This window comes from Mucilaginibacter sp. UR6-11 (genome assembly GCF_020880695.1).
GTDB lineage: Bacteria > Bacteroidota > Bacteroidia > Sphingobacteriales > Sphingobacteriaceae > Mucilaginibacter.
Genome location: NZ_JAJIWO010000001.1, coordinates 1 through 12448, shown reverse-complemented (window position 1 = coordinate 12448; position 12448 = coordinate 1). Strand labels below are relative to the sequence as shown.

The following is a 12448-nucleotide window of genomic DNA, read 5'->3' as shown; positions in this document are numbered from 1 at the left end:
CTATTAGATGGCATTTTTAAATAATGTGCTGCAACCACCTGCATACGGATGGACGGACAAGAACGGTGACCTGGCGAAACCAACCCCAAAACAAATTTTCAAAGAATTTTTTTCAAGACTAAACGTTTTTAAAGACAAGAAAAACTGGCTTTCTTTTATGAGCTGGATGATGATACTGGTGCTTGCGCCATTTCTTTTCCTTTTTGTATTTAAATATTTTTCGATCAAATTATTGATCGCGGCTTTTTTTTACAGCATGATCGTTATGGGTACCCATGGTACCATTTGGCACCACAGGTACTGTACGCATAGTGCATACCAGTTCAAAAACAGCTTTTGGCGATTTTTTACCCAAAACCTGACGCTTAAAATTATCCCGGAAGAGATCTACGCTGTGTCGCACCATGTGCATCATGCTTTATCAGACCAACCCGGCGACCCATATAACGCGCAGGGCGGCTTTTTATATTGTTTCTTGGCGGATGTAAACCATCAGCCTATAAACCGGCTCATGACCGAGAAAGACTATAACTGCTGTGTTAAATTAATGGATCATACGGGGGTACAGGTTAACACCTATGCACAATACCAAAAATGGGGTACATTGGCCAATCCGCTTAAAACTATTTTAAGCGTAATATTAAGCTGGGGTCTGTGGTTTACCGCGTTTTACCTGATAGGCGGAATGGGTTTGGCGGCCGCCATGTTTGGCGCTGCGGGTTTTTGGGCGGTAGGCGTACGTACCTTTAATTACGAAGGCCACGGCAAAGGGAAAGATATGCGCAAAGACGGTGTGGATTTTAACCGTGATGACATGTCTATAAACCAGGTATGGCCGGGCATAGTTGCCGGCGAGTGGCACAATAATCACCATGCCTATCCTAACAGCGCCCGCTCGGGCTTTAAACCATGGCAGGTTGATACCGCCTGGTACTATATTAAATTTATGAGTATGATAGGCGCGATAAGCTCATATCGTGATTCAAAACAACAATTTTATAGCGACCATTATGGTATCCATAAATCTGGCAAAGCAACGGCTGACGCAGGGATTGTTGAAGCTTTTGAAATGCAGGATAAAAAATTGCTACCCGAGATAGTTTAGCTTAATTAAATACAATACAATTTACAGGCCCGGCAGAATTTCTGCCTGGCCTTTTTTGTTTGAACCTGCCGCAGGTACCAAAGCCTTCGTAATAAATTTATGGCATTAGGTTTTTTATTAATAAAGTTATTATGTTTGGTAAACCTATTAAATGGGGTTTAAATGCGTGTTTTACAACCGTTACATTACCAAACAAACCAAAGTATTATAACTATAAACTACTAACCGAACGTTAAATACGCCAATTTAAATTGGCCGTATATAACTAACATGCTGACAATTAATATGAAACTAAGATTAGGAATGATAGGTGGTGGTCAGGGTGCATTTATTGGCGCCGTGCACCGTATTGCCGCCCGTATTGACGGCGATTATGAATTAGTATGCGGCGCTTTTAGCAGTAACGCCGAAAAATCAAAAGCAAGCGGCGTTTCGCTTGGCCTATCCGCCGATAGGTCATATGCCTCATATGAAGAGCTGATTGAGAAAGAAAAACAATTACCGGCTGATGAACGGGTGCAGGTTATCAGCATTGTTACACCAAACCACGTACACTTTGGTCCAACAAAAATGGCTTTGGAGAATGGTTTCCACGTGGTGCTGGATAAGCCGATGACCTTCTCATTGGCCGAAGCTAAGGAGCTGGAAAAGGTAGTGAAATCAAGCAGAAAATTATTTTGCCTGACGCATACCTACACCGGTTACCCGATGGTTAAAGAAGCCAAGCAGCTGGTTAAAGCCGGAAAAATCGGCAAAGTGCGTAAGATCTATGTCGAGTATCCGCAGGGGTGGTTAAGTACCTTCCTGGAGGGCGAAGATAATAAGCAGGCCTCGTGGCGCACTGACCCCGGGAAAAGTGGTATCGCAGGTGCTATGGGCGATATTGGCACCCATGCTTTTAATTTAATGGAATATGTTACCGGCCTGCAGGTAACTCAGCTTTGTGCCGATATCAACATTGTTGTTGAGGGCCGCAAGCTGGATGACGACGGTGCCGTGTTAATCAAATTAAATAATGGCGCCAGCGCCGTGTTAACCGCCACCCAGATCGCCGCAGGCGAAGAAAACAATGTGAAGATCCGTGTTTACGGCGAACTGGGCAGCTTGGAATGGCAACAATGGGACGCCAACTCGCTGTTGGTAAAAATGAGCGGTAAGCCATGGGAGATTTATCGCACCGGCGGCGGCTACGTAAGTTCGTTCGCGGCGCATAATACCCGTACACCGGGCGGCCACCCCGAAGGTTACCTGGAAGCATTTGCCAACCTGTACCACAACTTCGCTTTATGTGTTAAGGCCGAAATTGAAGGCACTCAGGCCAGCCCTGAGGCGCAGGACTATCCGGGCATTGATGACGGGGTAAGAGGTATGGCGTTTATTGAAAACGTAATAGCATCAGGTAAATCAGATATTAAGTGGACTAAATTCAACGTATAAACTTTATGAAAACAATTAAGGGCCCCGGAATATTTTTGGCGCAGTTTTTAGGCGACACTGCGCCTTTTAACACGCTTGAAGAAATCTGTCAATGGTCAAAAAGCCTTGGATTTAAAGGTGTGCAGATCCCCAGCTGGGCAACCAGCTATTTCGATCTGCAAAAAGCAGCCGAAAGCAAAACATATGCAGACGAAATTAAAGGACTGGTTAACAGCCACGGCCTGGAAATTACCGAGCTGTCAACCCATTTACAGGGCCAGCTGGTAGCTGTTAACCCGGCTTATGATGAGCTTTTTGATGCGTTTGCGCCGGCGCAGGTACATAAAAATCCAAAGGCACGCCAGGAATGGGCCGTACAGCAATTGAAATATGCTGCAAAGGCATCGCAGAATCTAGGTTTAAATGCACACGCTACCTTTAGCGGCGCGTTATTGTGGCCGATGGTTTACCCGTGGCCGCAACGCCCGGCAGGCGTTGTTGAAACCGGTTTTAAAGAGCTGGCCAAACGCTGGTTGCCTATTCTGGATGTGTTTGAAGATAACGGCGTTGATGTTTGCTATGAAATTCACCCGGGCGAGGATCTGCATGACGGCGTTAGCTATGAGATGTTTTTAGAGAAGGTAAACAATCATAAGCGTGCTAATTTATTGTATGATCCGTCGCACTTTGTTTTGCAATGTCTGGATTACTTGGAATATATCGATATCTACCACGAGCGTATAAAGATGTTCCATGTTAAGGATGCCGAGTTTAACCCTACGGGAAGACAGGGCGTTTATGGCGGTTACCAAAACTGGGTTGAGCGCGCGGGGCGTTTCCGTTCGTTAGGCGACGGGCAGGTTGATTTTAAATCTATCTTCAGTAAGATGGCGCAGTATGACTTCAGCGGATGGGCCGTGATGGAGTGGGAATGCGCTTTGAAACATCCTGAAGATGGTGCCAGAGAAGGCGCTATATTTATTAAGGATCATATCATCCGTGTTACCGAAAAAGCTTTTGATGATTTTGCAGCAGCAGGATCAGACGAAGATTTTAACCGTAACCTTTTAGGCATTTAGTGAGTAGAAAAGTGAGTGGTTGATTGAGTGAATAGTTAATGGGAACTATTCACTCAATCATAATCAACCTCTTACTGTAAAAATACTAAACCAATAAGTACATTTATAAAACCAATTATAAACTTAAACATAACGCAATGCAAATTAACCGTACACAACTGTTCAGGGCAAGCTGTTTGTCCCTGTTAGTTACTTCATTATCATTTGGTATCCGGGCGGGTATTTTAAACAAGCTGGGTACTGATTTTCAACTCGACAAAGCGCAGCTGGCATCTATTACAGCGACAGCCTTTTACGGCTTTCCTATCGCTGTAGTTATCGGTGGTTTTATTGTTGATATCATCGGCATGAAACGCCTGTTGGTATTAGCCTTTATTTTCCATTTGGCGGGTATATTGCTTACTATTTTCGCCGGTGGTTTCTGGACGCTTTATATATCAACGCTATTAGTTGGTTTGGCTAATGGTACCGTTGAGGCAGCATGCAACCCATTAGTTGCAGGATTATACACCGAAGAAAAAACAACCAAACTAAATCACTTCCATTTATGGTTCCCCGGTGGTATTGTTATAGGTACCTTAATTGTAACCCTGTTTGATAAACTGGGCCTGAGCTGGCAGATACAGGTAGGCATGATGCTTATCCCAACTGTAATATATGGTTACCTGTTCTCTAAACTGGATTTCCCGGTTACTGAGCGGGTAGCTTCCGGTGTATCAACAGCAGGTATGTATAAGGCATTATTAAATCCACTGTTCATCTTCATGTTCATTTGCATGTTTGGTACAGCAATCACCGAGTTATTTACCGGCCAGTGGATAGATGTATTGTTAAAAAATGTATCGTCCAACGCTTTATTGTTGCTAACCTTAGAGACCGGTATCATGGTATTGGGCCGTGGTTTTGCCAAGCCGGTGCTTAAACTGGTTAAGCCACAAACTGTATTGTTAATATCGGCAATTTTGGCTTCAACCGGCTTATATATGCTGAGCCACTTAAGCGGTGGCGCCATATTTGGCGCAGCTATCATATTCGGTATGGGTGTGTGTTTCTTTTGGCCCACCATGCTGGGTTTTGTTAACACCAATATGCCGGCTACCGGCGCGTTAGGTTTAAACCTGATGGGTGGCGCGGGTATGTTTGCTGTATCAATATATACCATCTTTATGGGTGGTTTTTATGACAGAATTGTTGCCGAAGCTCATGGCGATAATAGTTTTGCCGGCCAGCGTGTGTTAAATGCAACCCTGGTTATACCTTTGGCGCTGATTGTAGCATTTGCCGGTTTGGTTATTTATATGAAAGGCAAAAGCAACAAGTCAGCTGCAGCCGTACAAATCTAAATTGTCAATAAAAACTGAATAAAAAGCGATGGGCCTTAAACTCATCGCTTTTTTTATTTAATGTAACAGAAATAATCCATCATACAGCAGGCATTCGGTTAGGATATTACTAAATTTAGCTCCTTAAAATCATCTAACTACTAATAATGAATACAACTATTAAAATTAAGCTATCGGTAATGATGTTCCTGCAGTTTTTTATCTGGGGAGGATGGTATGTTACCATGGGGCCATTTGCCGGTGCTAACCTGCATGCTACCGGCGCACAAACAGGCGCGCTTTATTCTACACAATCATGGGGCGCTATTATAGCACCATTTATTGTTGGCCTGATTGCCGACAGGTATTTTAATGCTGAAAGAATATTAGGCGTGTTACACATCATCGGCGCCATATTAATGTACCAATGCTATGCAGCGGTTGATATTTCTGCTTTTTATCCCTATGTATTAGGTTATATGATATTGTATATGCCAACTCTGGCATTGGTAAACTCTGTTTCATTTAGCCAGATGAAAGATCCCGAAAAAGAATTTTCGGCTATACGCGTTTGGGGTACCATAGGCTGGATAGTTGCCGGCCTGGCTATTAGTTTTCTGTTCCATTGGGACGCTGTAGAAAGTGTATCAAAAGGATTTTTAAAGTATACATTTTTAATGTCGAGTATTGCTTCATTAGTATTGGGTTTATTCAGCTTTACTTTACCGGCCACTCCCCCAAAAACAACCACCGGGAAAGTGGGCCTATCACAGGTATTAGGTTTAGATGCACTTAAAATGTTAAAGGATAAAAACTTCCTGGTATTTTTTATCGCGTCAATTCTGATCTGTATCCCGTTGGCATTTTATTACCAAAATGCTAATAGCTTCTTGACAGAAATAAAGGTTAATAACCCAACCGGTAAAATGACCATAGGGCAAGTGTCTGAAGTGGCGTTTTTATTGGCATTACCCGTTTTCTTTAAAAGATTTGGGTTTAAATGGACAATTTTAGTTGGTATGCTTGCCTGGGCTTTACGCTACGCTATGTTTGCTTATGGCAACGCAGGAGAATTAAGCTTCCTGCTAATAATAGGCATTGCGTTACATGGGGTATGCTATGATTTCTTCTTCGTATCAGGCCAGATCTATACCGATTCTAAAGCCGGCCCGCAAATTAAAAGCGCTGCGCAGGGTGTAATTACCTTAGCTACCTATGGTGTAGGTATGCTGATTGGTTTCTATATAGCCGGTTTAATATCTGATGCCTATGTCATAGCAGGTGCCCACGACTGGCACATGATCTGGCTGATTCCTGCAGGTATTGCTGCCGCGGTAATGGTGTTGTTCCTGTTGTTCTTTAACGATAAGACCAAAGCCGAAGCGAATATCGAGGCTTAATTAATAAACACGCATTTAAATATAAATAGCGATGGGCTTTAAACCCATCGCTATTTTTTTGTCTATAAGGTAAATCATAATAAGATATTACTATTTTTAGCCAACTAATTACAAATACTAATTTACAATGACAACAAGAAGAACGTTCTTAACGCAGGCAGGCCTGCTATCGGCAGGGGCAATGTTAGCGCCGCATTTACTATCGGCAAAACCAGTAAAAAATGTGGGCCTGCAATTATACAGCCTGCGCGACCAGTTACCTAAAGATGTAAGCGGTGTTATAGCCAAAGTTGCAGCAGCCGGCTATAAAGAAGTTGAGCCGTTTGGTTACAGCAAGCAAGGCGGTTTCTGGGGATTAGAGCCTAAAGCATTCAGCGACTTGTTAAAAGCTAATGGTTTAACTACACCAAGCGCCCATTATGACATGAATCAGTTCTTTGGTTCGGGTAAAACAGATAATTTAGAAGCTTATATTGAGGCAGCTAACGCTACCGGCCAATCGCATATTATCATCCCGTCTATAAACGGCGAATTTATAAAAACGGTTGACGAGTGTAAAGCCGTTGCCGATAAGATGAACCAGGCGGCCGAGATCTGTAAAAAATCCGGTTTAAAATTGGGTTATCATAACCATAATTTCGAGTGGAAGCCAATAGGCAATACTACTTTTTATGATACCGTTATTGACAACACCGACCCTAAATTGGTAGCCATGGAAATGGATATTTACTGGGTAGTACGCTCAGGCAAAGATCCGTTAGAGTTGATGGCTAAACACCCCGGCCGTTTTGAATTTGTACACATAAAAGATATGGACAAAACCAACAGCGGATTAAATACCGAAATAGGCAAAGGAAGTATTGATTTTGTTAAGATATTAAGCCATGCTAAACAAGGTGGTGTAAAACACTTCATTGTTGAGCAGGAAAACTATATCAATATTGATCCTTACGTTAGTATTGCTGAAAGCGCAAACTATTTAAAAACTAAAGTGAGTATTTAATCGCCCGTCACCGGCCGGGAACGACGCAATCTCTGTACCCGCCGATCAAATTTTCAGATGCCGGTGGTAAGACAAATGTTATTTGCATTATTCTTACCGCTGGCATTTTTGCTTAGTGAATGTCTGTTGCAGTGATTGCTTTTACCGGCAATGACGTTTTGTTTTTACATTTGTGTTATCATGATCACTATAACAAACCTTTATAAAACATTTAACAGGGGTAAGGCCAACCAGGTTAACGCGGTTAATGGTATCAACCTAAGCATTAAAGATGAAGAGTTTGTGGTGATCATTGGCTCAAACGGGTCGGGCAAAACCACGCTGCTGAACCTAATCTCAGGCAGTATCCGGCCTTCAGAGGGGACCATAAAAATTGATGATGACGATGTAACCAGCCAGGCCGACTATCAACGCAGCAAATGGATAGCCCGTGTGTTTCAAAACCCGATGAGCGGCACCGCGTCCGAATTGAGTATCCTGGATAATTTCAGGCTGGCGGCTATCCGCACCAAAGCTAAAGGATTAAGCATAGGCGTTAACGATGCTTTTAAAAAGCAGGTTAAAGAAAAAATAGCCACGCTGGGCATGGGGCTTGAAAATAAAATAGAGCAACCCATAGGCACCTTATCAGGCGGGCAGCGCCAGGCACTAACCTTGCTGATGAGCGTAATGGACGAATGTAAGATCCTGCTGCTTGACGAGCCTACCGCCGCCCTCGATCCCCGGTCGGCAGAAATAGTGATGGGCACCGCGGATAAACTGAGCCGCGAATTTAAACTGACCACAATATTAGTCACCCATAATTTAAAGGATGCCTATAATTATGGAACTCGCATTATCCAGATGAGTGAAGGAAGGATCATCAAGGATGTCAATAGTGACAATAAGAAGGTGCTGAAGCAGAATGATCTGTTTGAGTGGTTTGGGTAATTTGCCCCGATATCATCACTACTGAAGCTTACGTATCCGCGAGTTATCTATGTCACCTAAATAAACTATGCCAGACGGCGCAACTGTTATACCGCTTGGGTTACTAAACCTGGTGTTAGTACCCTGGCCCTCGAGATATCCCCTGGTTGTTGCCCCTGCAATTGTGCTTACCACCCCAGCCGGTGTAATTTTCCTCACGGTATTGTTGGATAGGTCGGCAATATATAAATTACCGGCAGCATCAATGGCTATTCCCTCAGGATTAGCAAATTGCGCGTCGGCCGCACCACCGTCATGATACCCGGGATTGAACCGGCGTAAGTACTAACAGTGCCATTTGGCGTTACTTTACGGATAACGCTGCTTACGGCATCGGCCACGTATAAATTGCCTGTATTATCCGTTACAATACCTTCCGGAAAGCCAAAAGAGCTTTCCGTAAAAGTACTAACTGTGCCGCCGGGGGGTATCTTCCTGATGCATTTATTTGTACCATCAGCTACATACAGATTTCCGGCCTGGTCCAAAGTAATTCCGGCCGGAAAATTAAACTCAGCAGTTGCGGCCGGTCCGTTTACTAATCCCCCCGTGCCATCGCCTGCAACCGTGCTTACTATACCAGCCGGCGTTATTTTCCTGATCATGTTATTGCCCGCATCTGCAACATAAATATTACCGGTGGCGTCTAAAACCAAGCCGTGCGGATAATTAAACTGGGCAATTAAAGCTGTACCATTGGCGCTGCCAATAATACCCGTACCGGCAATAGTGGTTACTGTGCCATCAGCCGTTATTTTGCGTATTTTATTATTGTCACTATCTGCTATATACACATTACCTGCCGCATCAGCAGCCAGGCCATAAGGGGTCCTAAATGTCGCCTCAGCTCCTTTGCCATCTTTAAATCCGTAAGTCCCGTTGCCCGCAATAGTTGTTACAGTATAAATAAAATTAAACTCATCACCACTGGTAGCTGTTTGATTGCCCGATTTTACGGTTATTTTGCCGGTACCGGCCGCTATAGGGACACTTACCGTTAAGGCGGTAGCAGTTGCCTCCAAAACCACTGCCGGCTTATTGTTAAAAGTTACTATATTTTCGCTTTTTATTGTGCTAAAGCCCTTACCTGTTATAATGATTGTATAGTCACTGGGCGCACTTGCAATGCTAAAACCGGTTATTTTAAGAGGCTCTGTGGCGTTAGGTTTAATTGGAGCGGTATTTTCCGTGTTCTTTTTACTGCATGATTGTAGTGTAGACACGGCAAATAATAATGTTAGAAATAAGAAAAGATTACGCATGAGTTGAAATGGGATAAGTTTATTTTGTCGTCACCACGTAATTATATTCAAAAAGGTTGCCTTTGCGGGTTATTATAATGGGCTATAGGGATACCTATCTATTTTAATGAGGTTAAAATTTGGCAAACTTATTGTAATCATCCAATCACTATGATGAACAATAACAACTTCCAGAACATATTTGATGCGTACCAGCTGGTGAGTGGTGCAAAGATCAAAGGCAAAACCCAGGACGAAATGTTTGAGCTGGGCGAGTATGATGCCAATAAACGCGGCTATACCGTATACCCGATAGACAACGGTGTACGTTACGACGACTTCGCGGTTGTGGTAGCCGAAAAAGAACTAAAGAATAATTTCCTGATAGAGATAGTGAAAGTAAATACGGCACTCGCTGCGTAAATAGAAAAAAGCGCCGTTTTGATGTTTTCAAACGGCGCTTTTGTTTTGCTTTAAAAGCTGTTATTTTTTGTAGCTGATCTTGTAAAGCGTGCCTTTATTATCGTCGGTTACATATATAGAACCATCCGGGCCTTGTGCTAAACCGGTAGGACGGTGTACCGCGGCGCCTGATGCTTTTTGCTCGGCTGTACCGGCAAAACCATCAGCAAACACCTCCCATTTACCGTCGGGCCTGCCATTTTTAAACGGCTGGAAAACTACACAATAACCTGCCTGCGGCAGCGGTGCGCGGTTCCATGAACCATGGAATGCTATGAAAGCCCCGTTTTTATACTTAGCCGGGAATTGGCTGCCGGTATAAAACAGTAAGGCATCCGGCGCAAAGTGGCCGGGATAAGCTGCAACCGGGTTAATGTATTTCGGATCGGCAGCTTTTTCGCCATCGCCGCCATATTCAGGGCCCAGCATGTTTTTCTTTTTTTGCCAGTCGTAATATACGTAAGGCCAACCGGCGTTATCACCTTTTTTCAAAGCAAACATACACTCGGCCGGCAGTTCGGCGGATTGGTGGGCAGTGTATAACTTAGGGTAAAGATCATGTAATGCATCACGGCCATGTTGCATTACAAAAAGCTGGTCAGCTTCGTTGTTCCATGATATCCCAACTACGTTGCGCAGGCCCCAGGCATAATGTACACCCTCGGCATAACTTTGGTTTAACTCGTCGGTTTTAAACTGCCATATACCTGCAGCCGAGTCAAGCAGCGGGCAACCCGTATGGTTTTTGTCCTTTTCGGTGCAGATATTACTTGGAGCGCCAATATTTACATAAATGTTGCCTTTGTTGTCTAATGCAATGGCTTTAGGCTGATGCCAGTCTATGTCGATAAGACCGGTAACGATAAGCTCTGGCTTTAATGGATCGATAACCTGGTTGTTTGCATCCAGTTTATAACGATACACGCCGCCTTTATAGCTGGCAAATAAATAACCGCCACCAATTGCTATGCCCGTGCCGCCATAATCGCCAAAACTGCTTTTTATAGTTGCCTGGTCGTTTTCTTCATGTAGTACTATTATACCTTTTGATTTGCGCGTGCTGGCAATATGTACATAAATATCATTTTGAGGGGTGATCACCAGGTGGCGTGCACTACCCAGGTTCTCGGCAATAACGGTTGCTTTAAAACCAGCCGGCAGGGTTAGGCCGGCGTCGGCGCCTGCATTTGTTCTATGTTTTGCAGGTGGGTCATTTTTGAGTGCATTTAATGATACCAATCCACTTATAGCGGCCAGCGGAAGCAGCATCGATAATAATCTTTTGTTTTTCATCAGTTGCAAGTTTATGTACCAAAATTAAGAACAATATAATTTCAAAGCAGAACCAAATTTAATATTATCAAAGCTTTTACAATCAGTCAAAATTTCATCTATTTTTAATTATGTTCTGTTTTGCAATTAAAATTCAATATTTTATTCTGTATATATTCTATTATACAAATAATAATGAAAGCATCGGTTAAACCTTTCTTTCTTTATCCTGTCATAGATGTATATAAAAACTAAGAATATGAAAAAGATAGCTTTAATATCAGCAATAGCATTAGGCGGTTTATTTTATAACAACGCAAATGCACAAGTACTACAAATAGGCTTACGTTTAGGTGGCGGTCACCCGGTTATACAGGCGTCATTGGCTACCCCGGTTGCGGTAGGTTATAGCAGTGCAGACGATTATTATTACCTGCCCGAGGTAGACGCTTATTATAATGCTTACGAACAGGCTTACTATTATAATGATTGTGGAAGATGGGTATCTGCGGCTTACCTTCCCGGCGAATATCGTAACTACGATTGGAGAAACGCCCGCCACTATGAAGTGCGTGCAAGCCGCCCATATTTAAATGCCGATGTTTACCGCGAAAAATATAGAGGTACCGTAAATAACTGGGGCCGTAACAACGATAGGATTGATAACCGCAGCTATGGTAACCGCGACGATCGCAGGGGCAACGAGCCGCGTTTTGAGAGACGTAACGATAACTATCGTGGCGCAGAGCATGCCGAAGGCCGTGGTTGGGATAACAGAAACATGAATAATGACAGGTTTAATAACCGCGGACAAGGCTACGATCGTGGTAACTATAACTATAATCAGCCGATTCAGCAAGGCAGAGGTGATCATGGTTACAACCAACCCGCTCAGCAAGGCAGAAACCAGGGTGGCTATAACCAACCTGCGCAACAAGGCAGAGGACAGGGTGGTTACAACCAACCGGCCCAGCAAGGAGGAAGAGATAATAACAATCAGCAAAACCAGCCATCACGCCAAAACGGAAGTGGCCAGCAACAAAGAGGTAACTCAGGTGTAATAGCCACTACTTGATCTGACAGTTATTTGGTTTTAAAAGTTGTCAGATGTGATTTGTGAATATAGCTTTTTCTCGTCTAAATGCATCGACTCAGATTCTTCTGAGCCCTTTTTGTAGG

12 protein-coding genes are annotated in these 12448 nt (G+C 43.5%); 9 read left to right on the top strand and 3 right to left on the bottom strand.

Annotated elements, in window-relative coordinates; all coding sequences use genetic code 11:
* The first annotated feature begins 7 nt into the window (after positions 1-7).
* The 7 genes from LJ658_RS00060 (at position 8) to LJ658_RS00030 (ending at position 8255) form a co-directional block, all read left to right on the top strand.
* Positions 8-1105: a fatty acid desaturase gene (locus LJ658_RS00060; protein WP_230544404.1), complete on the top strand. Its 1098-nt coding sequence runs from the start codon at positions 8-10 to the stop codon at positions 1103-1105.
* Between the two features lie 279 nt (positions 1106-1384).
* Positions 1385-2542 (top strand): Gfo/Idh/MocA family protein, encoded by a 1158-nt coding sequence (locus tag LJ658_RS00055; RefSeq protein WP_230545440.1) that lies wholly within the window; start codon positions 1385-1387, stop codon positions 2540-2542.
* 5 nt (positions 2543-2547) lie between these two features.
* Positions 2548-3600, top strand: a complete 1053-nt coding sequence (locus LJ658_RS00050; protein ID WP_230544403.1) for a sugar phosphate isomerase/epimerase — start codon at positions 2548-2550, stop codon at positions 3598-3600.
* Positions 3601-3737: 137 nt separating this feature from the next.
* A complete protein-coding gene (locus LJ658_RS00045; protein ID WP_230544402.1) occupies positions 3738-4943 on the top strand; it encodes a sugar MFS transporter in 1206 nt (401 codons plus the stop codon).
* A gap of 146 nt (positions 4944-5089) precedes the next feature.
* On the top strand, positions 5090-6322 hold the full coding sequence (locus LJ658_RS00040; protein ID WP_230544401.1) for a nucleoside permease: 1233 nt from the start codon (positions 5090-5092) through the stop codon (positions 6320-6322).
* Positions 6323-6449: 127 nt separating this feature from the next.
* Entirely contained in the window at positions 6450-7325 is an 876-nt protein-coding gene (locus LJ658_RS00035) for a sugar phosphate isomerase/epimerase (protein WP_230544400.1), read from the top strand.
* Between the two features lie 180 nt (positions 7326-7505).
* Positions 7506-8255: an ABC transporter ATP-binding protein gene (locus LJ658_RS00030; RefSeq protein WP_230544399.1), complete on the top strand. Its 750-nt coding sequence runs from the start codon at positions 7506-7508 to the stop codon at positions 8253-8255.
* 18 nt (positions 8256-8273) lie between these two features.
* Here the strand turns inward: LJ658_RS00030 and LJ658_RS00025 are convergent, their stop codons facing one another.
* Together LJ658_RS00025 and LJ658_RS00020 are read right to left on the bottom strand one after the other, a co-directional pair.
* Complete coding sequence (locus LJ658_RS00025) at positions 8274-8453, bottom strand: hypothetical protein (RefSeq protein WP_230544398.1); 180 nt, start codon at positions 8451-8453, stop codon at positions 8274-8276.
* Between the two features lie 50 nt (positions 8454-8503).
* Positions 8504-9517 carry an IPT/TIG domain-containing protein gene (locus LJ658_RS00020; protein WP_230544397.1) on the bottom strand — a complete coding sequence of 338 codons (1014 nt, stop codon included), beginning with the start codon at positions 9515-9517 and terminating at the stop codon, positions 8504-8506.
* A gap of 189 nt (positions 9518-9706) precedes the next feature.
* Here LJ658_RS00020 and LJ658_RS00015 point away from each other — a divergent pair, with 189 nt between their 5' ends.
* Positions 9707-9958: a hypothetical protein gene (locus tag LJ658_RS00015; protein ID WP_230544396.1), complete on the top strand. Its 252-nt coding sequence runs from the start codon at positions 9707-9709 to the stop codon at positions 9956-9958.
* 60 nt (positions 9959-10018) lie between these two features.
* Here LJ658_RS00015 and LJ658_RS00010 read toward each other — a convergent pair whose 3' ends face one another.
* Complete coding sequence (locus tag LJ658_RS00010) at positions 10019-11290, bottom strand: sorbosone dehydrogenase family protein (RefSeq protein ID WP_230544395.1); 1272 nt, start codon at positions 11288-11290, stop codon at positions 10019-10021.
* Between the two features lie 238 nt (positions 11291-11528).
* On the opposite strand from LJ658_RS00010, the gene LJ658_RS00005 reads away from it, so the two are divergent.
* Positions 11529-12344: a hypothetical protein gene (locus tag LJ658_RS00005; RefSeq protein ID WP_230544394.1), complete on the top strand. Its 816-nt coding sequence runs from the start codon at positions 11529-11531 to the stop codon at positions 12342-12344.
* Positions 12345-12448 lie beyond the last annotated feature (104 nt).

Coding starts and splice junctions, on each gene's coding strand:
- LJ658_RS00060 (WP_230544404.1), top strand. CDS start 8: ATGGCATTTTTAAATAATGTGCTGCAACCACCTGCATACGGATGGACG.
- LJ658_RS00050 (WP_230544403.1), top strand. CDS start 2,548: ATGAAAACAATTAAGGGCCCCGGAATATTTTTGGCGCAGTTTTTAGGC.
- LJ658_RS00045 (WP_230544402.1), top strand. CDS start 3,738: ATGCAAATTAACCGTACACAACTGTTCAGGGCAAGCTGTTTGTCCCTG.
- LJ658_RS00040 (WP_230544401.1), top strand. CDS start 5,090: ATGAATACAACTATTAAAATTAAGCTATCGGTAATGATGTTCCTGCAG.
- LJ658_RS00035 (WP_230544400.1), top strand. CDS start 6,450: ATGACAACAAGAAGAACGTTCTTAACGCAGGCAGGCCTGCTATCGGCA.
- LJ658_RS00030 (WP_230544399.1), top strand. CDS start 7,506: ATGATCACTATAACAAACCTTTATAAAACATTTAACAGGGGTAAGGCC.
- LJ658_RS00015 (WP_230544396.1), top strand. CDS start 9,707: ATGATGAACAATAACAACTTCCAGAACATATTTGATGCGTACCAGCTG.
- LJ658_RS00010 (WP_230544395.1), bottom strand. CDS start 11,290: ATGAAAAACAAAAGATTATTATCGATGCTGCTTCCGCTGGCCGCTATA.
- LJ658_RS00005 (WP_230544394.1), top strand. CDS start 11,529: ATGAAAAAGATAGCTTTAATATCAGCAATAGCATTAGGCGGTTTATTT.